General features: G+C 39.6%; 25 protein-coding genes, 1 pseudogene and 3 riboswitches. Of the genes and pseudogenes, 20 read left to right on the top strand and 6 right to left on the bottom strand.

Features of this window, described 5'->3' with window-relative positions:
• The first annotated feature begins 24 nt into the window (after positions 1 to 24).
• The 5 genes from ACTWPM_RS02495 to ACTWPM_RS02475 all read left to right on the top strand — a co-directional run bounded on the left by ACTWPM_RS02495 (position 25) and on the right by ACTWPM_RS02475 (position 3751).
• Complete coding sequence (locus ACTWPM_RS02495; protein WP_443131483.1) at positions 25 to 567, top strand: hypothetical protein; 543 nt, start codon at positions 25 to 27, stop codon at positions 565 to 567.
• Between the two features lie 175 nt (positions 568 to 742).
• A complete protein-coding gene (locus ACTWPM_RS02490; protein ID WP_443131482.1) occupies positions 743 to 1528 on the top strand; it encodes a nucleotidyltransferase domain-containing protein in 786 nt (261 codons plus the stop codon).
• A 23-nt stretch (positions 1529 to 1551) separates the two neighbouring features.
• A complete protein-coding gene (locus ACTWPM_RS02485; RefSeq protein WP_443131481.1) occupies positions 1552 to 2091 on the top strand; it encodes a GNAT family N-acetyltransferase in 540 nt (179 codons plus the stop codon).
• A gap of 237 nt (positions 2092 to 2328) precedes the next feature.
• Positions 2329 to 2856 (top strand): GNAT family N-acetyltransferase, encoded by a 528-nt coding sequence (locus tag ACTWPM_RS02480; protein WP_443131480.1) that lies wholly within the window; start codon positions 2329 to 2331, stop codon positions 2854 to 2856.
• 82 nt (positions 2857 to 2938) lie between these two features.
• Positions 2939 to 3751 carry a helix-turn-helix transcriptional regulator gene (locus ACTWPM_RS02475; protein WP_443131479.1) on the top strand — a complete coding sequence of 271 codons (813 nt, stop codon included), beginning with the start codon at positions 2939 to 2941 and terminating at the stop codon, positions 3749 to 3751.
• Here ACTWPM_RS02475 and ACTWPM_RS02470 read toward each other — a convergent pair.
• On the bottom strand, positions 3686 to 4927 hold the full coding sequence (locus tag ACTWPM_RS02470) for an MFS transporter (RefSeq protein ID WP_443131478.1): 1242 nt from the start codon (positions 4925 to 4927) through the stop codon (positions 3686 to 3688). The genes ACTWPM_RS02475 and ACTWPM_RS02470 overlap by 66 nt on opposite strands.
• A 172-nt stretch (positions 4928 to 5099) precedes the next feature.
• Here ACTWPM_RS02470 and ACTWPM_RS02465 point away from each other — a divergent pair, with 172 nt between their 5' ends.
• The 3 genes from ACTWPM_RS02465 to ACTWPM_RS02455 all read left to right on the top strand — a co-directional run bounded on the left by ACTWPM_RS02465 (position 5100) and on the right by ACTWPM_RS02455 (position 7001).
• Positions 5100 to 5540, top strand: a complete 441-nt coding sequence (locus ACTWPM_RS02465) for a pyridoxamine 5'-phosphate oxidase family protein (RefSeq protein ID WP_443131477.1) — start codon at positions 5100 to 5102, stop codon at positions 5538 to 5540.
• Positions 5541 to 6321: 781 nt separating this feature from the next.
• The gene (locus tag ACTWPM_RS02460) at positions 6322 to 6648 is read left to right on the top strand and encodes a PadR family transcriptional regulator (RefSeq protein ID WP_443131476.1); all 327 of its coding nucleotides are present in this window, start codon (positions 6322 to 6324) and stop codon (positions 6646 to 6648) included.
• Between the two features lie 14 nt (positions 6649 to 6662).
• The gene (locus ACTWPM_RS02455; protein ID WP_443131475.1) at positions 6663 to 7001 is read left to right on the top strand and encodes a DUF1048 domain-containing protein; all 339 of its coding nucleotides are present in this window, start codon (positions 6663 to 6665) and stop codon (positions 6999 to 7001) included.
• Between the two features lie 230 nt (positions 7002 to 7231).
• On the opposite strand, the gene ACTWPM_RS02450 is transcribed toward ACTWPM_RS02455, so the two are convergent.
• The gene (locus ACTWPM_RS02450; RefSeq protein WP_443131474.1) at positions 7232 to 7894 is read right to left on the bottom strand and encodes a hypothetical protein; all 663 of its coding nucleotides are present in this window, start codon (positions 7892 to 7894) and stop codon (positions 7232 to 7234) included.
• Positions 7895 to 8166: 272 nt separating this feature from the next.
• Between ACTWPM_RS02450 and ACTWPM_RS02445 the strand changes: the two genes are divergently transcribed.
• The 4 genes from ACTWPM_RS02445 to tenA all read left to right on the top strand — a co-directional run bounded on the left by ACTWPM_RS02445 (position 8167) and on the right by tenA (position 11645).
• Positions 8167 to 8625 carry a helix-hairpin-helix domain-containing protein gene (locus tag ACTWPM_RS02445; RefSeq protein WP_443131473.1) on the top strand — a complete coding sequence of 153 codons (459 nt, stop codon included), beginning with the start codon at positions 8167 to 8169 and terminating at the stop codon, positions 8623 to 8625.
• A gap of 390 nt (positions 8626 to 9015) precedes the next feature.
• Positions 9016 to 10035, top strand: a complete 1020-nt coding sequence (locus ACTWPM_RS02440; protein ID WP_443131472.1) for a serine hydrolase domain-containing protein — start codon at positions 9016 to 9018, stop codon at positions 10033 to 10035.
• Positions 10036 to 10165: 130 nt separating this feature from the next.
• On the top strand, positions 10166 to 10603 hold the full coding sequence (locus ACTWPM_RS02435; protein WP_443131471.1) for a GNAT family N-acetyltransferase: 438 nt from the start codon (positions 10166 to 10168) through the stop codon (positions 10601 to 10603).
• A 138-nt stretch (positions 10604 to 10741) separates the two neighbouring features.
• Positions 10742 to 10847, top strand: a riboswitch (TPP riboswitch).
• 111 nt (positions 10848 to 10958) lie between these two features.
• Complete coding sequence (tenA, locus tag ACTWPM_RS02430) at positions 10959 to 11645, top strand: thiaminase II (protein ID WP_443131470.1); 687 nt, start codon at positions 10959 to 10961, stop codon at positions 11643 to 11645.
• A 93-nt stretch (positions 11646 to 11738) separates the two neighbouring features.
• On the opposite strand, the gene ACTWPM_RS02425 is transcribed toward tenA, so the two are convergent.
• Complete coding sequence (locus ACTWPM_RS02425; protein ID WP_443131469.1) at positions 11739 to 11957, bottom strand: hypothetical protein; 219 nt, start codon at positions 11955 to 11957, stop codon at positions 11739 to 11741.
• Positions 11958 to 12213: 256 nt separating this feature from the next.
• On the opposite strand from ACTWPM_RS02425, the gene ACTWPM_RS02420 reads away from it, so the two are divergent.
• Positions 12214 to 12552 carry a n-acetylglutamate synthase gene (locus ACTWPM_RS02420; protein ID WP_443131468.1) on the top strand — a complete coding sequence of 113 codons (339 nt, stop codon included), beginning with the start codon at positions 12214 to 12216 and terminating at the stop codon, positions 12550 to 12552.
• A 164-nt stretch (positions 12553 to 12716) separates the two neighbouring features.
• Here ACTWPM_RS02420 and ACTWPM_RS02415 read toward each other — a convergent pair.
• The 3 genes and pseudogenes from ACTWPM_RS02415 to ACTWPM_RS02405 all read right to left on the bottom strand — a co-directional run bounded on the left by ACTWPM_RS02415 (position 12717) and on the right by ACTWPM_RS02405 (position 14013).
• Positions 12717 to 13382: pseudogene (locus tag ACTWPM_RS02415) on the bottom strand (potassium channel family protein).
• Between the two features lie 51 nt (positions 13383 to 13433).
• On the bottom strand, positions 13434 to 13850 hold the full coding sequence (locus ACTWPM_RS02410; protein WP_443131467.1) for a CBS domain-containing protein: 417 nt from the start codon (positions 13848 to 13850) through the stop codon (positions 13434 to 13436).
• A gap of 25 nt (positions 13851 to 13875) precedes the next feature.
• Entirely contained in the window at positions 13876 to 14013 is a 138-nt protein-coding gene (locus tag ACTWPM_RS02405) for a hypothetical protein (protein ID WP_443131466.1), read from the bottom strand.
• A gap of 104 nt (positions 14014 to 14117) precedes the next feature.
• Positions 14118 to 14266, bottom strand: a riboswitch (cyclic di-AMP (ydaO/yuaA leader).
• A gap of 298 nt (positions 14267 to 14564) precedes the next feature.
• Here ACTWPM_RS02405 and ACTWPM_RS02400 point away from each other — a divergent pair.
• From ACTWPM_RS02400 to kdpDN, 7 genes are all read left to right on the top strand, one after another.
• Positions 14565 to 15881, top strand: coding sequence for a TrkH family potassium uptake protein (locus ACTWPM_RS02400; protein ID WP_443131465.1), 1317 nt, complete (start codon positions 14565 to 14567; stop codon positions 15879 to 15881).
• A 147-nt stretch (positions 15882 to 16028) separates the two neighbouring features.
• Positions 16029 to 16180, top strand: a riboswitch (cyclic di-AMP (ydaO/yuaA leader).
• 145 nt (positions 16181 to 16325) lie between these two features.
• Positions 16326 to 16751, top strand: a complete 426-nt coding sequence (locus ACTWPM_RS02395) for a hypothetical protein (protein WP_443131464.1) — start codon at positions 16326 to 16328, stop codon at positions 16749 to 16751.
• A 109-nt stretch (positions 16752 to 16860) separates the two neighbouring features.
• A complete protein-coding gene (locus ACTWPM_RS02390) occupies positions 16861 to 16944 on the top strand; it encodes a potassium-transporting ATPase subunit F (RefSeq protein ID WP_443131610.1) in 84 nt (27 codons plus the stop codon).
• Between the two features lie 18 nt (positions 16945 to 16962).
• A complete protein-coding gene (kdpA, locus tag ACTWPM_RS02385) occupies positions 16963 to 18633 on the top strand; it encodes a potassium-transporting ATPase subunit KdpA (protein ID WP_443131609.1) in 1671 nt (556 codons plus the stop codon).
• A 21-nt stretch (positions 18634 to 18654) separates the two neighbouring features.
• Complete coding sequence (gene kdpB, locus ACTWPM_RS02380; RefSeq protein WP_443131463.1) at positions 18655 to 20712, top strand: potassium-transporting ATPase subunit KdpB; 2058 nt, start codon at positions 18655 to 18657, stop codon at positions 20710 to 20712.
• Between the two features lie 12 nt (positions 20713 to 20724).
• Positions 20725 to 21300, top strand: a complete 576-nt coding sequence (kdpC, locus tag ACTWPM_RS02375) for a potassium-transporting ATPase subunit KdpC (RefSeq protein ID WP_443131462.1) — start codon at positions 20725 to 20727, stop codon at positions 21298 to 21300.
• A 66-nt stretch (positions 21301 to 21366) separates the two neighbouring features.
• Complete coding sequence (kdpDN, locus tag ACTWPM_RS02370; RefSeq protein ID WP_443131461.1) at positions 21367 to 22503, top strand: KdpD-like non-kinase potassium sensor; 1137 nt, start codon at positions 21367 to 21369, stop codon at positions 22501 to 22503.
• Positions 22504 to 23067 lie beyond the last annotated feature (564 nt).

Raw genomic sequence — 23067 nt, 5'->3', positions numbered from 1 at the left:
TATATTAGGAGATGTGTGAGTTTAATGAGAAGAAAAACACCAATGGTAATAGCTGTTGCTGCCGTCTCGGGTGGCGGGAAAACGACAATAACCTCTTATCTAAATGAGAAGCTCTCCAATAGTAAAGCAATCTATTTTGATGACTATGATTTTGAGGGTCCTGAAGACATGGTTGAATGGATAGAAAACGGTTCTAACCCTGATGATTGGGACTTATCACCACTTATTAGAGATGTACAACAGTTACTTACTGAATCTCTAGATTACATAATAGTAGATTTTCCATTTGCTTATTTACATAGGAGAACAAGTAACCTTATTGATTTTGCAGTGTTTATTGATACTCCTTTGGATGTTGCAATGGCCCGCAGAATAATTAGAGATTTTAAAGATGGCTCTGCTGAAGATATAGTGCAGGATTTAGATAACTACAGGTCTAAAGGGCGACGAGGGTATCTTTCAATGTTACAAACCACAAAACCAAATTCAGACCTCGTGGTGGATGGGACACGATTTAAGTCTGAGATTACAAGCGTTATTACACAACATGTAGAGAACTTACGATGATTTCAGGTCATAACAAACGAAAGTGGAACGCTTAGTTAAAGTGACAGCCCCCTATTCTTTTTCCATACATACAGATACAAATATTAGACCACTTAATTTTAGAATAGTGTTGAAAATTTTGGGAGAAAACGATATGATGGCGTAATATTTATCTTTACATGAAGAGGTGATGGGTATGCGTCAGGAAAAAGCCGTTGAAATACTTGTGAACAGCTTAAAAGAAGAACCTGGTGTTCGAAGTATATTTTTAAAAGGGTCCATGGGCAGAAATGAGCATGACCAGCATTCCGATATTGATTTGTATTGTCTGGTAGATGAAAAAGAAGAAAAACCATTTTTATCTCGAAGACTGAATCATCTCAGAGCCTATAAAGATCTCGTGTTCTACGACGACATATTTATCATAGCCCCACAAGTCATAGCAATCTACAACGATTGGCTTCATGTGGATTTATTTACAGTTACCGAAGAAACATTTCAGAATAAGGATTATTTTACGGTTCTATATGATCCTGAGCGTCTAATGGATAAGTATAAGGTCGAGCATAAATTAACATTATCGGAAGCTGAATTTAAAGATCACGTTACCGATGTAGCCTGGTTTTTGTTTCAATATAAAAAAGCGAAGGAACGAGGGAATTCGATGTGGGCACAAGAGATGCTGCGCTACGTTATGAGCCACCTTTCCAATGCAATATTATACGGATACGCGAGGGATCGCTCCCGGCTTGGACTTAAGGCGATCGACGTCCATTTACCTCAAGAAAAAAGAAAGAGGATGCTTGAGATTTATGAATCGATAACGCCCTCCTCCCACGAAAGAGCCGTTAAAAATATTACGTCTCTTTTAAAGGTAGAAATGAACTGGATTCAAGAGATTTTTGAGGAAGATGATCAGACGTTAAGGTTGTTGAGAGTAATGGTCAAAACATTCTCGGCTCAAGCTGAATTAACCCTATAAACTACTAGAGAGGATGCTTGTAAATGTTTAAACATGTGATTAACGAACATACGGAACTGCGATTGTTAGAGGTAAGACATGCTGAGGAGTTATTTCGACTAACGGACTCCTCGCGACACAGTTTAAGACAATGGCTTCCATGGATCGATGCAACAAAAACAGTTGAGAACTCCAAAGAGTTCATAGAAGGCACACTAAAGCAATTTTGCAATAATGATGGTTTCCAGGCGGGCATCTGGTATAAAGGAGAGCTCGCCGGAGTGGCAGGACTACACACGATTAACTGGTCAAACCGATCTACATCGATTGGTTACTGGCTTGGGGAATCCTTTCAAGGAAAAGGGCTGATGACACAGGCGTGTCAGGCTATCGTGGATTACTGCTTCGACGAACTGGACTTAAAAAGGATTGAAATACAGGCGGCGACTGGAAATGAAAAAAGTTTGGCTATCCCGCAGAGGCTGGGTTTTAAAAAAGAGGGATGCCTTGAAAAGTCCGAACGTCTATATGGTGAGTATGTCGATCATTATGTGTTTGCGTTAATCAACAGTCGTTCAGTGTAACCACGAATTACCAGGAAGGGGTTTTTAGATGAAGAAAATGAAGAGGGTTATATCATTAACACAATGATAAGTTGGCTCATTGCTATTCTGATTTCTACCTTTTTTGCCGGGGGGACCATTGCAGAAAACTATACCGGCAAGACCTGGGTGGCCTCTGAGTTTTTTACCTGATTTTCCATTTGGCAGAATAGATGTCCATTTAAGAATATGTAAAATCAGTATATAAGGGTGATAAAATTGTTTTCTACAGATCGCATTTATTTAAGAAAAGTCATTAAGGAAGACACCGATATCTATCATAAATGGAGAAGTAACCCTAACGTAATGCAAAACACCAGTCCTAATTTGGACGTTTATACACGGGAGGATACCGAAAACTTCATCCTTTCCATTATTAAATCCGCTAACTCTAAAAGCTATATGATCCAGCATAGGGAAAACGACGAACCTATCGGAATTGTATCTTTAATCAATATAGATTATAAGAATAGGAATGCTGAATGCATCATAGATCTTGGTAACGAAGACTACTGGGGCAGAGGTTATGGTAAAGAAGCAATGAATGAATTGCTGAAATATAGCTTCCTGGAGTTAAATCTACATAAGGTGTATCTAAAAGTATTTTCCTTTAATGAGCGGGCGATTAGGTTATACGAACGATTAGGGTTTGAGAGAGAAGGCGAACAAAAAGAGCAATTATTCAGGAACGGTGCCTGGCATGGGATAATAATGATGGCCTTATTTCAAGATAAATTTCTTCAATAACCAGAGCCTTATCGAGATATCTTAATTGGATAACTTATTATGATCTGTTTCTATACATCTACCTAAACAAGGAGATCTACGCATGATTTTGGAAAATGAAAATGGATTGCTGCTTAAGCGAAGTGAACAATTAGGTGAGCGGGACTGGAGAAGTGATCCGTGCTATAAGATAATCTTTTCTCCTTATGGCAGGAGCAAATACCAGACTCCTCATGGTGACATCCTTATAGATCGAAATGAATTCCTGATATTTAATCCTGTCGATACTCATAAACAGCTGCAGGCTTCAACGGAAAAATTCCTTATCGAGGTCCAGCCTTCTATGTTGCATGCCGCTGCCGAACAAATGGGAATAGAAAAAATGGAACCGGAATTTTCGTTTATTTCTCTTCGCCATCCACAGATTCAGCAGTGGATGTCTTTTGTAAGAGACTTTATTTCTCTTCACGAGAAATCAAACCCACCGATCAATCAATTGTTTCTTGATAACAGTTTGACTCAACTTTCTATTATGATGCTTCAATATGGACCTGGATCTCATCAAACGGAGTTTCCGACCATTCAAAGCAAGGGCAGTATTGATTTAGTGATCGATGCTCTGAAAGAAAGCTATAAAGAAGATTGGACGTTGGACCAGATGGCTGCTGTAGCCAGAATGAACAAGTATCAACTCGCGCACCTTTTTAAAGAAGAAGCTGGGCTCTCCCCTTACTCCTGGTTACAGATGTACCGTCTATTTCGAAGTCAGTATTCACTTTTACATACCAATCATCCAATCCTTTCGATTGCTCTTCATCACGGGTTTAAAAGTGTGGGTTCCTATAACCACTTATTTAAAAAGGTTTATCGGAAGACGCCTTCTGAATTTCGTCGTATTCACGGTATGAAGAAGTAGGGCACCTAAGCTTACGGATAGAATAATGAATCCACTGCCAAGCATCAACTTTTGGATGGAAATAAATGATGCTAATAGACCATAGAGACCTAAAGAAATCGTGTTGGAAAAGTATAATAGTACGGCATTCGTGCTAAACGCACGACCCATCTTTTCTTCAGGGACCAGGGTCTGAAGAAGATAAACCCGAGCTAAACCGGCAATAGGGAGTCCAATCCCGACGATTGCCACTCCTATAAAGAAGTGTTGAATCCCGTAAAATGCGCCATAGTAGGTAATTCCCAGCCCCCATAGGCTAGCTCCGATAAGATAGATAGGGAGAGTCATGGTTTTTATAAAATAGGGCAGCGCAAGATTCGTTAAAATAACGACGCCTCCAAAAACTCCCTGCAACATGCTATACAACTCTTCGCTCTTCCCACTCATATCTGTTAAAGCGAGCAACAATCCCACTTGCCAGACCCAGGTGTTAAGGAAAACCGTAATAAACGTAAAGATGAATAGTTTCTTGATGGTGGAATGGTCTTTGGCCCAGGATGTAAATTCCAGGATCGCACGGAATATAGTTTTTAACGATTTCTTTACGACTGGAAAATGGGTATCCTTCCAATTTATCTTTGCAATTAATAGCGCGCTAATCGCGTAGGTCAGGGCATCAATCGTAAACAAGTGCACCGTTCCAAAGGAATGCAATAACCATACGGTTAAAAAGGGAGTCAGTACAGTCACACCTCTGGTCAGTGTATCGTTCCAACTGTTGGCGCTCGTTCGTTCACTATCCCTGGTTATGGAAGGCAGGAGAGAGCGGTGCGCGGGATTGAAGAAACAGCCGATACTCTGGATAAGGAAACTCATGATTAATAAATATACATAAGTGAGCGCGTCAAAATAGTATAAGCACACAATGGACAGGACTAAAGGAACTCGAACCAGGTCGAGGTAGATCAGTAATCTTTTCTTAGGAAGCCAGTCAGCGATCACACCGCCAATCAGCCCAAACAAAAGGTACGGAACAGTTTCTGCGATCGCCATGATGGTTGTGAGAAGATTAGATTTTGTTAAATCATAAGCTAAAAATAAAAATGCCATCCCAGAAAGCGTGTCTCCGAACCGCGAGATCCCGCCTGCTAATAAATAATATCTAATATTTTTAGTGAACCATATTGTTTTATGCACCAAATCACCTCTTACCATTAGTTTAAAAGGGCAGGGTGATTGGGTCTGTTTGAATATTGGCAATAAATCCACCAATATCTTATCATTTATTAACAGAGCCCTCTTTAAATGCTGTATTGGAGACCAGTTGTAAGAGGGTTGGAAAAATTTAAAGCGAAAGGATGAATGAAATTTGGAAATTATCCCGGGGAATAGAAGTTTTGATTTAGACGAATTTCTTAAAAAGCCTTTATTTGCTCATCTTTCTACTTTATCTAAGGAAGGCCCAAGAGAGTCCCCAGTCTGGTTTTACTGGGAAAATGGATATATCTACATTATCGGCACGCCTTCAGACAGTTTTCCACAGAGAATTGAAGAAAATCCGGGGTGTGCGATTGGGATTGTTGATTTCGATCATACCACAGGAAAAGTGCTGCACGCGGGGTTTCGAGGACAGGCGACGGTTGAACCTTTTGATAAAAAGATTGCCACACGTCTGCTGGAACGTTATCTGGGACCTGATGAAGAAAGTTGGGATCCAAGATTCCAGGGCTTAGATGATAGCAACATTTTAATTAAATTCGCGCCGGAAACCGTAGTGGTAAGAGATCAATCTTATATGCCAAGTATTTAGGGAGAGGAAAATCGTTGAGTACATAGCTTTAGATGGTACATCCGATGCTGATTAACTAGCACCTTCATAGTGTATGGAGCAAGGGGGATAATTTTAAACACGTATCTATTAAGAACGATTCTTCACTAAGAGGAATCGTTCTTTCTATAACTTGGGATCGTAAATGTTTCCCGTCATAGAGTTACAAACCAAACTGGGGGATTAAGCTCAAGTACTTCGCTAATGCAAAGGGTAAATCTGAGGGATGGTTTAACTATTATGATCAAGTATGTATATTAAGACGGATATAAAAAGGATGAGCAAAGTGAGTTTGATTATAAATCCTTTGAAAACTTTTTTACCCTCTAAATAGGCTTTAACAGCTTGAATAAAGATAAATAGGGGAGTGAAAAATGCAAATCCATCATAAGAAAGTGATAAATCCGTAGAGCTCTTGAGCAAATAATAGAAAACCCCCAGGTTAAGGACTGTCCACTCGAAAGTATAAATAAAATTGCTAATCTGTTGACGCATAAATAATCAGTCCTCAAAATTTGTAAAATTTGGATAGTAACAGGTTAGCATAGAATTAGTTCATTGAGAACAGGATTAAATAAAGTACGGAATTGCGTCCCGATATTTATTAGTATTTATTATAAACTCCCGGGGATTAGAGCAGGGACTAAAACAAAAAGTATTATCTTGACAAAACCACTACTTAGCAATACTATATACTAGTAATAAGTAATACTTAATACTGGAGTTGCAGAATACTCATGATTCAGACCAGATGGAGGCGTAAATGGAAAATTTCAGAGAAATGATGAAAGGGGTTCTTGAGGGGTGTGTGCTTGAGATCATCAGCCGTGGCGAAACGTACGGCTATGAAATCACTCAACAGCTGCGGGAACTTGGTTTCACTGATGTAGTTGAAGGCACCGTTTATACAATTACCATGCGGCTTGAGAAAAATAATCTGGTGGACATCGAGAAAAAGCCATCCACTATGGGGCCACCAAGAAAATTTTATACCCTCAACGCAGCTGGGAATGAGCGCCTTGAAACTTTTTGGAGAAAATGGGAATTCGTATCAAGCAAAATTAACGAACTCAAAACCAAAAATTTATAAAAGGAGAAACGAATATGAGTATTTTTGAAAAAATTATCGGAAGTCTGGATGACAAACGAGAATGGAGAGCGATGGAGGCGCGTGCGAAGGCACTTCCAAGCGAGTATTACAACGCTTATAAAGCGATCCAAAAGTACATGTGGACTGCGGGTGGCCCCACAGACTGGAAGGCTACCAGCCGTATCTTTGGCGGAATTCTCGACCTTTTCGAGCAAGGTGCTGCGGAGGGGAGGAAAGTCACTGACCTCACGGGTGAAGACGTAGCGGAGTTCTGCGACGAATTAATGAAGGACGAGAAAACGTGGAAGGACAAATATCACAAAAAGCTGAACGATACGGTTGGTCGTGGATAACGGCTTAAACCTGGAGGGTTTTGACTCACACTAAATTGACTCCTTTTAAATATCGCTCAAGTTTTATACGTATTGTTATTGTACTGTTTGGTTCTTTTAAGCTGTAATACTAGCTAGCATGTATTTTTGAGCTTGCAGGCTGCCATACTGAACTTTTATTACGAGAATATAGAATAAGTAAACTAATAACAAAAGGCCGCTACTGGAAGTAGCGGCCGAGCATTCATAGTTTATTCAGCTTCAGTTTCCATATTCTCAAGAGCGTCTGGATAGACAACTTCATCAATTGTTTCGCCAGAACTTTCATCTTCTATGTTTATGGTAACGGAGTACTCGTCTTCATTTTTCCCCTCGAAAACCTGATACATCATCCCTGACATACCCAACGACATAGTGGCAAACACATCCATACTATTTTCGTAAGTCTCCCGGTCAACGATCATAGTGAACTCTGTAAAGTTATTGTTGTGAGTGATATCTTTAATCGAAGCAAAGTTTTCATCATTTTTCGTTTCCGTTATGGATTCTTCCATACCGGCCTTCACTTCTTCAAGCAAGTCCTGGTGAGCGGATTTTGACATTTTATAAGTGACAGAACCGTTATCATTTTTCGTAACCTTTTTAACGCCCTGTTCTTTTGCTTCTTCGGTGATTACGTCCATGCTTTCACCCTCAACCATAGATGACGGAAGGGTTACTTCAACATTCATTAGGCCTTCATCTACTTCTACACTTTCTCCTGTTTCCGATTCTTCCGAAGTTTCATTTTCTTCGCTTCCAGAAGCCTCACTTTTAGAGTTGGCTTCTTCATTTGTCTTACCTTCACTATTAGAGGAGCAAGCTACAAGAAGACCTAGTAAAAGTACAAAAACCAAGTATTTAGTCTTTTTCATATTATCATCCTTCTTTTGGTATATTCTTGATTATTGTATCAGAGAGTTCTTCTGTTTAGTAAGTATTTATTCTCATATAAGTGATCCGCTTCACGTCTAATAATAGTAAATGATAAATAATATACAGAGGGAACTTACCCACAGCTTTAATTTTCGGAACTAGTTTCTCTCGTAATTGTGATAAGGATTGGTTACAGTTAGATGAACAGATATATTTAGGTCAGATAGATTTAATAAAATATCTATTGCTAACATTAAAGGAGGAGTGTTTTTTGACTTCCACTATCAAATTGCCACTCACAAATGAGGAAAAATCAAAACTTAAAAAATCAAAAATTAAAATAAGCGAGATTCATACTATTGATACGGAGCAAATAGCTAATACGTTAAACTTTCCATTTTCCAAGGCAAAAGTATTAAAAGGTTTGGCTGAATTCCAAACTGTCCCTTCCATTGGTTATAAATTAGCTGAGAAGCTGGTTTTTAAGTTGAGTATTCTTTCATTATCTGAAATTAAGGACAAGAATGCTGCTGAACTTTTTGACCAATTAGAAAAACAGTTAGGTGTATGGACGGATAGTTGTGTTGAAGATCAAATTCGTTGTGTGATTAACTATGCAAACAATCCTGAGAGCAGCAAGCAGTGGTTTGATTTTACAAAAGAAAGAAAGGAATATCGAGAACTATATGGTTTCCCTGAAGATAGACCTGTAAAGGCCTGGTATGAATAAACGTTGATTCATTATTAAATCAATGGGAGTTTTTTGATAGGAATCTACTCAGGTTATTTGTTGATAACATTTTCAAGTAATACCTTGATATCACAGGGACCTTAGGGGTGAATTTACAGGAGTGAAGGGAGAGATTGCAGGTATAAAGTTTGACGTGAAACCTTTTACAAAGATGGACATTGAAAATGGTGTTGATTTATATATTAAGGTGTTTAATTCTGAACCTTGGAATGAAGAATAATCGTACGATATAGCCAAGGAAAGAATTAGTGATTTAAATAGCACACCTAAGTTTTTAGGTTTAACGCTTTACCAGGGAAGTGAACTGATAGGAATAATAAAATAAGTGGCCAAACCTAAATTACATCAAGCGATATGGGGGAGAACAATATGAAAGAATTGAACCAGCTCATCACTAACATGATCAATGAAATGAACTTTTCAGGAGTTGTATATGTGAAACAGGGTGGGCATATATTATCAGATTTATCCTTTGGTTATGCAGACCGAGGAGAAGAGCGGCTGAATACAAGCAACACTCGTTTTGGCATAGCCTCTGGCTGCAAGTTATTTACGGCTATCGGAATTAGTCAATTAGTAGAAGAAGGATTATTAGATTTCAATACTCGTCTAGCTGAATGTCTGAGTGTACACTTGCCTAATTTTGATAAAGAAATTACGATTCACCATTTGTTAACTCATACTTCCGGTATCCCTGATTACTTTGATGAAGAGGTCATGCAGAATTATGAAGACTTGTGGAAGAGCTACCCGGTTTACCAAATTAATTCTCTTAAAGATTTTCTGCCTTTATTTCAGGAAGATCCAATGAAATTCTCACCTGGAGAAAGGTTTCATTATAACAATGCCGGATATATTCTTTTGGGGCTGATCATTGAGGAACAAACGGGAAGGTGTTTTACAGAATATATAGAATCAGAAGTCTTTAGTAAGTGTAACATGGAAGAGTCGGGGTACTTTTCATTAGATCAGCTTCCTGGAAATACAGCGGCAGGATATATTGACAACCACAAGGAGAATACGTGGAGAACGAATATTTATTCTATTCCTAAAAAGGGAGGTTCTGATGGGGGTGCTTTTGTTACAGCTCCTGACATGATGAAGTTGTGGGAAGCATTATTTGACTATAGGCTTATAAATGAAGGGACTACCCGAAAATTACTTTATCCTCATGTACTGGTGAACGGAGAAGTCCATTATGGTTATGGAATCTGGGTGAATCAAAAGAATGACCATGCACACAAATACCACGTCATGGGCTATGATCCTGGAGTAAGCTTCAGAGCCTCTATCTATCCAGATTCGAATTTAAAAATCGTCATCCCTTCCAATATAGAAACGGAGCCATTCGAAATCACGAAAGCCATTGAAGACTTTTTATTAAAATAAAGTGTTTTTGGAAGACGAGAAGTTTATGGAGATCAGCTTTTTCATTTTAATAATCACGTAAAATGTTTATTAGTATCATCTGGTCATGTAAAATGATGTGAAATACTTCTGAAAGGCTGGGGACTTATAAATGGATGCTGTGACTGTGAAAGAGCTTAAGTCTAGTGAAGAAATACTGCAAGGATTCCCTGTTATGAGCCAATTGCGCCCCCATTTAGATGAAAATACATATCTGGAATTAGTATTAGAGGCTAGAGAAGTAGATAGGTATCGAATGCTTGCATTAATGCAAGGTGGTAAGGTAGTAGCGATAACTGGTTTTAAACCGATGACTACGCTTTATTATGGGAGGTTTGTTTGGGTTTGTGACTTAGTCACAGATCAAAGCTATCGATCGAAAGGATATGGGGAAAAGCTGCTTACTTACGTACATACGTGGGCAGAAGAAAATGGGTTTGAGAGTGTGGCTTTGTCCTCAGGATTACAGCGCACAGATGCCCATCGCTTTTATATGGATAAGCTGGAGTATGACAAAGTTAGTTATGTTTTTAAAAAATCACTAACATAATAGAAGAAGTAATCTTAAAGGGGAAGCTGCCACTTTTTCTAAGTTCCATGAGGAATACAACTCACGTTTAATTTAGCTTTGAGAAAACTTGTTCTTTTATTACGCCTATGTTCTAATGTTAGTAACGACTTTATAACATACTTTTACTAGGGGAGCCATAGAGTTTGGCTGAGAAAAGCAGAAGCTTTGACCCTTATTACCTGATCTGGATCATACCAGCGGAGGGAAGTGAAGCGGACCGATGAATTTTGTTCTATTGATACTTATGACGCCCGCTCCTTCTCTGAAGGGGCGGGCTTTTTATTTTGGAAAGAAGATTGTGGTTTCAACAAATAAACCTTAAGGAGGAGAAATAATGTTTACCGATCGTCTTTATAGAAGTGCACAGCCAATCTGGGAGTCTTACCTGCATCATCCTTTTGTGAAAGGAATCGGGGATGGCAGTCTCGAGCTGGATAAATTCAAATTCTTTATGCGCCAGGATTATTTGTATTTGATCGACTACTGCCGGGTGTTTGCCTTAGGGGCTGTAAAAGCGAAACGCCTGGACACCATGACCATGTTTTCTGAATTGCTTCATTCCACGTTATCTGAAGAAATGGAGCTTCACCGTAACTATGCAGAAAAGATTGGAATCAGCCGGGAGGAGCTTGAAAATACAGAACCTGCAGCTACACTTCTCGCTTATACGAGCTATATGCTAAGTAAAGCCAACCAGGGCTCAGAAGCAGAAGTAACCGCCTGTGTCCTTGCCTGTACGTGGAGTTATCATGTGATCGGTACGGAATTAAATAAGCTTGAGCGGAATGAAAAGCATGAGTTTTACGGGGACTGGATTGATATGTACGCTTCTGAAGAGTTTGCTGAACTGGCTGCCTCTTTAAAAGAGCTGATGAACGAACTTGCAGACGATCTTCCTGAAAGGGAAAAAGCCCACCTTGAAGAAATATTTATTCATACAAGCAAACTGGAGTATTTGTTCTGGGACATGGCCTACAATGAGACGATGTGGGTGGATGGGGAAAGTTTTCTTAATAGTTGAACGATGTGATATTTAATAAAGGGGGCGATCCTATTAGGATTGCCTCCTTTTTATTTGGGTGAGTTATGAGGACGTAATAACAGCCATACTTGATTATTCTTCCTTCACATCACAATCATATAAGTAAGCTACTAATTTATTAAAATCTTTATCAGAGGAACATTCAATTTGCAAATCAATAAAGGTCATCACCACTTCTTCATCATCAAACGGGAAATGGCTGTTATCTACGTTGCTAAGGATGTCCCGGTTAGAAAGTCCCTTACCTCGTAATACCTCAACGGCTTGCTGCATGGAAGATACTTCTGCCATTTAAAATGCCTCCTTGGAAAATTTAGTTCCTTACCTGTTATTTTCCCGTTTAAGTCCGTTAGATAACTAGGATGGTTGAGAAAAATTGGAAGGACGACAAGGATCGAAAATGTTAGATCCTTGTATTTATTAATACTATAAAGGATGGATATTATCCTGCTTTCATCGTTATTATCATGAATTACTTACTCCATTATTGGAATTTTGCAAATAATATGGTAGTGTTTAAAGTCATAATTTCAAGGAGGTACACTTAATGATAGATTATAATAACCGTCAATTTGTATCCGTAGAGAATACGGAAAGTGGTGAAGTTTCTTCTAAAACACATTTTCGCTACTATCAAGAAGGGAACATTCTCCATGCCGATTACTCCGGTGGAGAGGTAGCTAAAGGGAAGTTAATAGGAATAGTAAATGATGATGATACGTTGGAATTCAGATATAATCATGTGAACACATCCAATGAAATCCGGGGAGGCAAGTGCGCATCGGTTCCACACTTTAACTCTGAAGGGAAGATAGAATTGCACGAAGAGTGGCAGTGGCTTGATCATGATCAAACAAAAGGAAAATCGATCATCAGCGAAGTTTGATAGGGTTATTACATAGAGCGGCTTTTTTAAAAAAAGTATGGTTTGAAATAATCCTCGCTTACGATTTGTTGATCGCTAATTTTTCATTAAATAATGCCTTAAAACAGTGGTTATAAGATAAACCTGCTGTTTTAAGGCTTTCGAAGTCTTGTAATATTTACAGGTCAGTCATCAACAATAAGGTTCTTCTCGAATCGATTGATATCTTTGTCCCCACCGATAACAATTAAAATGTCGCCTTCCACAATTTCTTCAGTGGCCATTGGAGAAACATTAATTTCTTTCCCTCTCTTGATCGCCACGACATTGCAGCCATATTAGGCGCGAATATCTAGATCGATGAGAGTCTGTCCACTCAACTTCCGCCCTGCGATTACCTCAACGACACTGTGATCATCGGAAAGCTCAATATAATCAAGGATGTTATTAGAAATAATATTGTGGGCGATCCTTTTCCCCATATCTCTTTCCGGGTGGACGATATGATCGGCCCCGATTTTATTTAAAATCTTTTCATGATAATCATTTTGAGCTTTTACCGTAATTTTTTTGATGCCCATTTCTTCCAGGATTAATGTAGTCAGCATGCTTGCTTGAATATTATCACCAATCGCAACGATCACATGATCTATGTTTCTTAATCCTAGTTCTCTTAACACATTTTCATCCGTAGAATCAGCAATTACGGCGTGCGAAGCGATATCCCTGTATTCATTTACTTTATCCTCATCTAAGTCCAGGGCCAGTACGTGCATCCCTTCTCGACTTAATTCTCGACAAATACTCCCGCCGAATCGACCTAAACCAATAACGGCAAATTCTTTCTTCATTACAATCCCTCCTCCAACAAGTACATTGAACGAATGACAATCTCTTACTAGTTATTTTCTCTGATTTGTATCGTTCAATGATTTAAAATACTCAATGATGTCTTTCCTTCTGATGATGCCGATAAATACTTGCTGGTCATCCACTACAGGAACAAAATTTTGGTTTACCGCAAGCCCCAGCATGTCTTCCATTTCAGCATTTATGGATACAGGTCTATTTTTCCTGTAGTTTTTTACCTCTTTTAAAGGGATTTTATGCATGTTTTGAAAGTTTAAGTCAGGATCATTTTTAAGTTTCCATAGTAAATCCCCTTCTGTGAGTGTGCCGACGTAGTTTCCGTTTTTGTTAATGATAGGGATTGCCGTGTAGGAGTGATACTCCATCCTTTCTAAAGCCTGGCGCATAGTGGCTGTATCCAGTACATAGGCTACTTTTTCTTTAGGCAGCAGAAAAAAAGCAATATTCATAAATTGAACTCCTTCAGTTACTATGTTAATGATACTTGCCATAAGTAGATTTATGATAGGTCTTAGTATATTGTTGTACGATTCGTGCTGCTAGTTCTGCCTCTTTATTTTGAGTCACAGCTTGTTCAATCATACGTTTTATTTCATTCACAGTTTTTCGCATGCGCTTCCTCTCCCTTTTTTAATCTGGTCTGATTAAATTTTGACATCAAAAAACACAGGGGGAAGCTACCCTGTGGTCATCAATTGGTTGATCACAAGTTACCACCATCCTCTTTCTAGACGCTTACGGAGTTAGCTGTCGGGTTCGGGCATAAAGAGTTGCCCTGCCATTGCTATGGATTCACCCCAAGTGGCTAAGGCCACGTAAAAATTGGTTCCTCCGCTTCCGTGTCGGAATTAAGCGATTAAGATTATTGGAAACAATGAACTGTATTATGGTGACAAATATTACTCTTCATTAATTCTTTAGTAAAGTGCTAAAATAAGCTTAAATAATACGAAAAAAACAGTTTTATAGTAAATAAACGTTGATATCTTCATTTTTCTTTAATTATCAAAGATTTTATTCCATTTACTACTTTTGATAAAAAGTAAAGTATGGGTGAAGTTGGGCATGATAATAGTTAGGTCATACAAAACTATTAAAGGGATTTAGAAATTAATTAATTCTCTATAGAATGATAATCAAATCTTGAATGAGAGGAGGAACAGATGATGTATAAATGGGACTTGAATCCTCCGCAGATGATTATATCCATTTTTATCGTATTAATCTTATCTGGAACGCTCCTTTTGAAGCTTCCATTTGCCAGTACGGAAGGGATTTCTTTTATTGATGCTTTATTTACAGCTACTTCAGCTATGACAGTTACCGGATTGATTGTGGTGGATACAGGCACAGCCTATACACTTTTTGGTCAGATTATTATCCTTCTGCTCATTCAGTTAGGCGGTCTGGGAATTATGACATTTGCTGTATTAATTTATATGGCTGTAGGGAAGAAAATCGGAATTAAGGAAAGGTTGCTCGTTAAGCAAGCATTAAACCAGTCAGCTATAGGTGGGGTGGTTCGTTTAGCGAAACAATTACTAGTATTTTCTCTCATCGTTGAATCCATTGCTGTGATCTTTCTCTGTTTAAAGTGGATACCTGAAATGGGGTGGGGGCCAGGCTTTTACGCCAGTGTCTTTCATTCGATTTCTGCGTTCAATAATGCCGGCTTTTCGATTTGGTCTGATAGTCTGTCATCTTATGTGGTGAGCCCGATCGTCAATATTGTGATTACGTTTCTCTTTATCGTTGGAGGAATTGGTTTTACCGTCGTGTTTGATATGTGGAAGAGTAAAGAATTCAAACAGTTATCCTTACAAACGAAGTTAATGATTGCGGGCACTCTAGCCATTAACACCTTCAGTTTTTTCATGATATTCATTCTCGAGTATAATAATCCTAATACGATAGCGGATTTATCCAGCCTTGGTAAAATTCAAGCAGCATATTTTCAAGCCGTTACACCGAGAACCGCCGGGTTTAATACACTGAACATTGGCCAAATGGAAGAATCCTCTCTGTTTTATATTATTACTCTTATGTTTGTAGGGGGAGGAAGTGCTTCAACAGCGGGCGGTATCAAACTCACGACAGCCCTGGCTATTCTTCTTGCCACACTCTCTTTCTTCAAAGATAAAGAGCATGTGGTGATTTATGGAAGAAGTCTTACCAGTCATGTTATTAATAAAGCTTTGGCCCTTGCAGTGGGCAGCCTCTGCGTAGTGGTAACGACCATTTTTATTTTAAACTTAACTGAAGAGGCCCCGTTTCTAACGATCATGTTTGAAAGTGTCTCTGCTTTTGGCACTGTTGGGTTATCTATGGGGTTAACGGGGAGTTTAACAGTAATCGGAAAAATAACGATTATCCTTACAATGCTTATTGGTAAACTTGGTCCTTTAACCTTTGCTTTTGCCTTTGCGAAACAAACTCCTGATCCTGTGAAGTATCCAAGTGAAGAAATTCTTACTGGTTAAAAGCCCGCGAATGCGGGTTTTTTTTATTTATAAGTGTCTAATCAGCTCAACAAATTCTTTACAATTCTTTTTTGCAATTTATTATTGACAAAGAAAATAAGCGGGAGTAGAATCATCTCATCAGCAAGACACAATTAAATAAATTCATTCTATGAATCGCTTAATTCTAGATTCTAGAAGCGGGGGACCCAATCAACATGTGGCTAGAGCCACTAGGGGTGAATCCATAATTTATGGTAGGGTGACTCTTTCCACCCGAATCCGACAGCTAACCTCGTCAGCGTTTAAAGAGAAGAATGTCTAATGCTTATTTAAGTATGCACTTTTTTAGTCATACGGATAAAAGAGCCATGAGACGTTTACCTTCTCATGGCTCTTTTTTGATTCTTTAAAGGTGGTGGTGCTGAATAGTTTTAATGAGTCACTAAGAAGCGGGGGTGCAACATGGAAAAAAAGATGAAGAAAAGCTTATGCGTTTTTGATAAATCTCATCCACTGGAATTTATTCATGAAGAGCACAATTACCAGCATTTACTGTTTTGGGCATTCGGGGAAAAGCAGCATACTTTATATTCTGTCCATGAACAATCAAAGGTTGTCCATTTGGAAACCCAGGATGCCGGGAGGGTTTTTAAGGAAGTAGACTCATTCTTTATCGAACGAGTGATTTTATTTATGGATGATGAGGTTAAAGCTTGTTATTGGTCAGTACAACTAAAAAACGATATTGCAGGTGTGCCCATATTATTAGTTGCACACAGGCCTTTCATGAGTGATCGGGTTTTTCATGAATGCGGTATTCGGACTGTGGTGAAATCCAAGGACAGAGAGCCATTATTTATAATCCGTAAACATTTTAAAGGGGAGTGAAAGGTATGTGGGATGTTTTGTTACTCGTTACTATTATGATTTTAAGTTTAGGGATGCTGTCACTGCTCAAATGGGTGGAACGAATAATTTCAAAGGCGGGTGATCATTTATGATCAATATGCTGTTATTTCTTCTGTCGCTGGGAGTGTTTGGATACTTGGGTTACGCGTTAATACATCCGGAAAAGTTCTAGGGAGGTTCTATTATGGTTATTGCAATTTTATCAGTCCTTTTTACCCTGATTTTCGTGGGGGTAATGTTAAAGCCATTTGGGTTATACATGGCAACGGTTTTCGAAAGCCGGCCAACTAAATGGGATAAGATTTTCTTACCATTTGAAAAAGTGTTTTATAAAGTAACTGGTTTAAAAACAGAACAACAAACATGGGGAAGTTACGTTATAGCGTTGCTCCTGACAAATACAGTGATGATCCTAATCGTTTACACGATATTCAGGCTTCAGGGTGTACTGCCTTTAAATCCGACCAAAATTGTGGGTATGGATCCAACACTTGCTTTTAACACAGCTATCAGTTTTATGACCAACACCAATTTACAGCACTATAGTGGAGAGTCGGGGTTATCTCTGCTATCTCAAATGATTGGGATTTTGTTTATGATGTTTGCGGCACCGGCCACAGCATTAGCTGTAGCTATTGCTTTTATAAGAGGGCTTGGTGGCAAGCCAATCGGGAACTTTTTTCAGGATTTTGTCCGGGCGATCGTCAGGGTCTTACTGCCGGTATCTTTCCTGTTTGGGGTCATATTCGTTGCCTTAGGCATGCCACAAACCCTTGATGTTATTGTAACAGCAAATACACTTTCAGGCGAAGAACAAACCATCCTGAGGGGTCCGGTTGGTTCGTTCTTATCGATAAAAGAGTTTGGAAATAATGGGGGCGGGTTCTATGGGGTGAACTCGGCGCATCCATTTGAAAATCCGAACGGTTTAACGAACTTGTTACATGTGCTGCTTATGTTTTTATTACCTGCATCTTTACCATTTACGTATGGAAAGATGGTAGGAAACAAGAAGCAGGGAAATGTATTGTTTGCTTCAATGGCAACCATTTTCGTATTGTTTACGACTATCTCTTTGTTCTCTGAATTTCAGGGAAACCCAGTACTCAACGAAACCGGCATTGAACATTCCGAGGGGTCAATGGAAGGGAAAGAGGTGCGGCTGGGTACAGCCCAGTCTACTCTTTATGCACTTACGACTACGGCTACTGAGACCGGTGCCGTAAATACGATGCACGATACCTTAACACCGATCACCGGAATGCTTGCTCTTGGGAATATGATGTTAAACACCGTCTTTGGCGGAGTAGGTGCAGGGTTTATGAATGTCCTTTTGTATGCAATGATTGCCGTCTTTATCTCGGGATTGATGGTAGGAAGAACACCGGAATTCCTGGGCAAAAAGATAGAAGGAAAGGAAATGAAGTTACTTGCTTTAACACTTCTGATCCATCCTTTCTTAATATTAGGGGCATCGGCTCTGGCTATTTATACTCCGCTAGGTTCTGATGGGATTTCTAATCCTGGTTTTCATGGATTATCCCAAGTGTTCTATGAATATTCCTCTTCAGCTGGGAACAACGGATCCGGTTTTGAAGGTCTGGGAGACGCTACGCCATTTTGGAACATTTCAACTGGCATCGTCATGTTCATCGGAAGATTCTTCTCGATGGTGACGCTGATGGCTGTGGCAGGATCCTTAGCCAGTAAAAAAATCGTACCGACGACGAAAGGGTCATTCCGAACCGACCAGCCTCTATTTGGCGGGATCTTAGTTGGAACGATTTTCATTGTAGGGGCGTTAACCTTCTTCCCTGGTCTTGTACTCGGACCTGTGGCGGAGTATTTAATTCTGAAATAGTTGTGCAGGAGGTGCATGGAAATGGTTCAAGAAACAGTTGCGCATGAGCAAGTTCAAAAGAAAAAGTCGTTATTTACTAAAGAGTTAATAAAGCAGGCGTTGCTTGATGCTTTCGTCAAGCTTCACCCTAAATATATGGTTAAAAATCCGATTATGTTTATAGTCGAGATAGGGTTTCTGCTTACCTTACTGTTAGCCTTCGTTCCCCAAGTCAATGAGAACAATGGCAGCTGGTTTAACTTCGTCGTCTCGGTGATTTTGTTTATCACTGTGTTGTTTGCAAACTTTGCAGAAGCGGTGGCTGAAGGCAGAGGAAAGGCGCAAGCCGACACGCTGAAACAAACGAAGCAGGATACAATTGCCTATCGTCTAACCAAGTCAGGGGAAACGGAAGAAATTTCATCCTCCTTATTGAAAAAAGGAGACATCGTTGTCGTTTCCCAGGGACAATTAATACCGGGGGACGGTGAGGTTATCGAAGGGATAGCCAGTGTGGATGAATCGGCGATCACCGGTGAGTCCGCCCCTGTACTAAAAGAGGCTGGCGGGGATTTTAATTCGGTGACTGGAGGTACAAAAATCGTCAGTGACCAATTAAAGATCGAGATTACGAATCAGCCAGGAGAATCATTCCTGGATCGAATGATTGCATTGGTTGAAGGAGCTGATCGGCAAAAAACACCGAATGAGATTGCTCTCAATACCGTATTGATCAGCCTGACGATGGTATTTCTAATTGTTGTCGTAACATTACCTTTTTTCACCAGTTATCTGAATTTTTCAATCGATACAGGTGTATTAATCGCCCTTCTTGTTTGCTTGATTCCAACGACCATCGGAGGATTATTAAGCGCGATTGGGATTGCGGGAATGGATCGTGTTACCCGTTTCAACGTGTTAGCTATGTCAGGGAAAGCTGTTGAAGCAGCCGGGGATATCAATACGATTATTCTTGATAAAACGGGAACGATCACTTTTGGAAACCGTATGGCATCTGAATTTGTTCCTGTAGGGGGTTATGGCGATCAAGAGGTAACCGAAGCAGCTGCCTACACATCTTTACATGATGAAACACCGGAAGGACGTTCTGTCATAGAACTGGCAGAGGAGCGGAATATCTACGTTTCTCTAGAAAATGTAAACGATGCGGAAGTGATCCCCTTCAAAGCACAGACACGTATGAGTGGGCTGAATTTACCGAATGGTGATCAGTACCGTAAAGGAGCTGTGGACGCCATCCGTAAGTGGGTCGAACAAAATGGCGGAAACGTTCCGGGCGAACTACAACAAGAATCGGAACGCATCTCTAAGCTGGGTGGCACACCATTAGCCGTTGCGAAGAATAATCAAATTTATGGATTAATTTACTTGAAAGATACCGTTAAACCTGGAATGAGAGAACGATTTGATCAACTTAGAGAGATGGGAATCAAAACGATCATGTGTACTGGGGATAACCCATTGACGGCAGCTACCATTGCTAAAGAGGCAGGGGTCGATGACTTTATTGCTGAAAGTACACCGGAAGATAAAATCGAAGTCATTAAGCGTGAACAGGCAGAAGGCAAGTTGGTCGCCATGACCGGAGACGGTACCAATGATGCCCCTGCTTTGGCTCAGGCCGATGTAGGCCTTGCAATGAACAGCGGAACAACGGCAGCCAAAGAAGCTGGCAACATGGTTGATCTTGACTCCAACCCAACGAAAATTATTGAAGTTGTTGCGATTGGGAAACAGTTACTAATGACGCGCGGGGCTCTAACGACGTTTAGTATTTCAAATGATATTGCCAAGTACTTTGCGATTGTTCCAGCTATGTTTATGCTAGCTATTCCTGAAATGGAAGCATTGAACATCATGAATTTAAACTCACCAGCTTCGGCGATATTATCAGCCTTAATTTTTAATGCGGTCATTATTCCCGCCCTGGTTCCTTTGGCAATTAAAGGAGTTACCTATAAGCCGGTATCTTCGAATGAATTGTTAAAACGAAATTTGCTTATTTATGGATTAGGAGGGGTCCTGGTCCCGTTCATTGGTATAAAGGTCATTGATATGATGTTACAAGTCTTTATGTAGGAGGGGTTTTGGATGAAAAAACATGGATTTTCTATATGGAACATACTCGGCTTAAGTCTTGGCGTAATGATTATATGCGGCATTCTTTACCCTTTAGCCGTTACCGCTGTAGGTCAAGGGCTCTTTAATAAACAGGCTGATGGAAGCTTAGTATACAATGGTGAAGGAAAGGTTGTAGGGTCGAAGCTTATCGGCCAATCATTTGATGAACCTGGATATTTCCATAGTCGAGTCTCAAGCATCAATTACGATGCCGCAGGTTCGGGATCACCCAACTATGCACCTTCCAATCCCGAGATGATAGAGAGGACTATTCAGGATACAGAGCGCTGGTTAGATGAAAATCCTGAAGTACTTGTCAGGGATTTACCGATTGATTTAGTAACGAATTCAGCATCTGGATTGGATCCTCATATTTCACCAGAGGCAGCTTTAGCTCAAGTTCCTCGTGTCGCTGAAAATACGGGGATGGATGAAAGTACGTTACGGAATTTAATAGAAGCACATACTCAGGAACCTTCATTAGGGATGTTTGGATCTCCAGGAGTGAATGTGTTGACGTTAAATCTAGCCATTAATGAAAAGTGAGCATCCTAATGGATGGAGGGGGCTGCGTAATGCAGTCTCCTTTTTTAAAATGGAGGTGAACGATAGGTGGAAAGTAACGACAAACCGAGAAGAAAAAGCCCAGAGGAGTTTTTGAAAGACATTGAAGACTCTAAAAAAGGACAGTTTAAACTCTATATCGGTTCCGCCCCCGGGGTAGGGAAGACTTACCGCATGCTCCAGGAGGCTCATGAGATGAGAGAATCCGGCATTGATGTAGTTATCGGACTCATTGAATCTCATGGACGAAAAGATACAGAAGCCCTCATCGAAGATATAGAAACCATTCCTCTTAAAGATATTCCATATAAGGGGCATGTTCTCAAAGAACTTGATGTAGATTCCATTATTGCGAGGAAACCTGAGGTCGTATTTATTGATGAGCTGGCTCACACCAACGTGCCGGGATCAACAAATAAAAAACGGTATGAAGATGTCCTCGTTATATTAAATGAGGGGATTAATGTCATTTCAGCCGTTAACATCCAGCACTTAGAGAGTCTGCATGATAAAATCCAGCAAATTACTGGAGTTAAAGTACGTGAACGATTGCCGGACACTATTTTACAGGAAGCAAAGGAAATCATTCTAATTGATGTAACTCCAGAAATTTTGCAGGAACGATTGAGAACTGGAAGAATATACGATTCAACTAAAATCCAGCAAGCTTTACAAAACTTCTTTAATAGGAATAACCTTTCAGCTCTAAGAGAGCTGGCGTTACGAGAAGTGGCAGATGATGTGGACGAACGTATAGAAAAAATCAATGAAGCGCAAGGAGGCATCCCTTTTTTTAACGCTTCGGAAAGAATCATGGTTTGTGTTCAATATGATGCGAATGCGGAAATGCTGATTAGGCGTGGATGGCGGTTTGCCAAACGGCTCAATGCACCGTTATATGTGTTGCATATTGCTACAAAACCTAATGAAAATCATTTGAAAAGGTGGAGGGAATTGTGTAATCAGTTTAACGCAACTTTTATAGTAGAAGAAAAGAGGGATGACAGAAATATTCCAAGAGCCATTACAGATATTGCTACAAAATACCGCGTAACTCAGATTATAATGGGACAATCGGCAAGGAGTCGCTGGGAAGAGATTACGAAAGGATCTATCGTAAATAATATTATGCGTTATACAGACGGGATTGATATTCATATTGTGGCAGAAAGCCCTAATTTCTAAATCATAGTACCCCTGTGTTTATTGATAGGGATGTTAAGTAGTGTATTTAACTCGAAAAACCAATTTTCATGTAGTGGGGCTATTGTTCCATCTGGTATGATTAGTGAGAGAATGATTTTACAATTATGTTTAGAAGTTGGTGTATTGCTATGACTAGTTGTGATTGTTGCCATACTGAGTTTAAGTGGGGGGAAATCTTAAAGAGAAACCTGTTCTATGGTTTACTTTCATGCAGAAATTGCCGTTGTGAGCATCAAATAGATTTTCCTTCAAGATTAAGAGTAACCCTTGTAAGTGTTGTTCCATTCCTTATATTTGGATTCTTTTTTACACCTTTCACCCATACACTTTTTACCAAATCGGCAGGTTTAATCATATTTGTATTAGGTATGCTCATATCTCCTTTTGTAGCTAATTATAAGCTGGTTAAATAAGGGTCATGAGTCCTTGAAACCCTGTGTAAGTTTACCATATTTGGTAAGCTTCTTTTTTATATGATAGGATAGTTGCCCTTGACTGAAAATTTTGAAATAATTGACATGAAATTTAAAAAATAGGAGGCGA

Origin of the sequence: Halobacillus sp. K22, assembly GCF_052246795.1 — a bacterium.
Lineage (GTDB): Bacteria > Bacillota > Bacilli > Bacillales > Halobacillaceae > Halobacillus.
The sequence above is the reverse complement of the archived record's forward strand: the minus strand, read 5'-3'. Positions and strand labels throughout refer to the sequence as shown.

What these genes read in the sequence shown, in the direction of transcription:
- kdpB (WP_443131463.1), top strand. Translation starts at nt 18,655, where the DNA reads ATGGTTCAAGAAACAGTTGCGCATGAGCAAGTTCAAAAGAAAAAGTCG.
- ACTWPM_RS02425 (WP_443131469.1), bottom strand. Translation starts at nt 11,957, where the DNA reads ATGGCAGAAGTATCTTCCATGCAGCAAGCCGTTGAGGTATTACGAGGT.
- ACTWPM_RS02395 (WP_443131464.1), top strand. Translation starts at nt 16,326, where the DNA reads ATGGAAAAAAAGATGAAGAAAAGCTTATGCGTTTTTGATAAATCTCAT.
- kdpC (WP_443131462.1), top strand. Translation starts at nt 20,725, where the DNA reads ATGAAAAAACATGGATTTTCTATATGGAACATACTCGGCTTAAGTCTT.
- ACTWPM_RS02390 (WP_443131610.1), top strand. Translation starts at nt 16,861, where the DNA reads ATGATCAATATGCTGTTATTTCTTCTGTCGCTGGGAGTGTTTGGATAC.
- ACTWPM_RS02490 (WP_443131482.1), top strand. Translation starts at nt 743, where the DNA reads ATGCGTCAGGAAAAAGCCGTTGAAATACTTGTGAACAGCTTAAAAGAA.
- ACTWPM_RS02450 (WP_443131474.1), bottom strand. Translation starts at nt 7,894, where the DNA reads ATGAAAAAGACTAAATACTTGGTTTTTGTACTTTTACTAGGTCTTCTT.
- ACTWPM_RS02435 (WP_443131471.1), top strand. Translation starts at nt 10,166, where the DNA reads ATGGATGCTGTGACTGTGAAAGAGCTTAAGTCTAGTGAAGAAATACTG.
- ACTWPM_RS02475 (WP_443131479.1), top strand. Translation starts at nt 2,939, where the DNA reads ATGATTTTGGAAAATGAAAATGGATTGCTGCTTAAGCGAAGTGAACAA.
- ACTWPM_RS02400 (WP_443131465.1), top strand. Translation starts at nt 14,565, where the DNA reads ATGATGTATAAATGGGACTTGAATCCTCCGCAGATGATTATATCCATT.
- ACTWPM_RS02495 (WP_443131483.1), top strand. Translation starts at nt 25, where the DNA reads ATGAGAAGAAAAACACCAATGGTAATAGCTGTTGCTGCCGTCTCGGGT.
- ACTWPM_RS02405 (WP_443131466.1), bottom strand. Translation starts at nt 14,013, where the DNA reads ATGCGAAAAACTGTGAATGAAATAAAACGTATGATTGAACAAGCTGTG.
- ACTWPM_RS02410 (WP_443131467.1), bottom strand. Translation starts at nt 13,850, where the DNA reads ATGAATATTGCTTTTTTTCTGCTGCCTAAAGAAAAAGTAGCCTATGTA.
- ACTWPM_RS02440 (WP_443131472.1), top strand. Translation starts at nt 9,016, where the DNA reads ATGAAAGAATTGAACCAGCTCATCACTAACATGATCAATGAAATGAAC.
- ACTWPM_RS02485 (WP_443131481.1), top strand. Translation starts at nt 1,552, where the DNA reads ATGTTTAAACATGTGATTAACGAACATACGGAACTGCGATTGTTAGAG.
- ACTWPM_RS02420 (WP_443131468.1), top strand. Translation starts at nt 12,214, where the DNA reads ATGATAGATTATAATAACCGTCAATTTGTATCCGTAGAGAATACGGAA.
- tenA (WP_443131470.1), top strand. Translation starts at nt 10,959, where the DNA reads ATGTTTACCGATCGTCTTTATAGAAGTGCACAGCCAATCTGGGAGTCT.
- ACTWPM_RS02460 (WP_443131476.1), top strand. Translation starts at nt 6,322, where the DNA reads ATGGAAAATTTCAGAGAAATGATGAAAGGGGTTCTTGAGGGGTGTGTG.
- ACTWPM_RS02455 (WP_443131475.1), top strand. Translation starts at nt 6,663, where the DNA reads ATGAGTATTTTTGAAAAAATTATCGGAAGTCTGGATGACAAACGAGAA.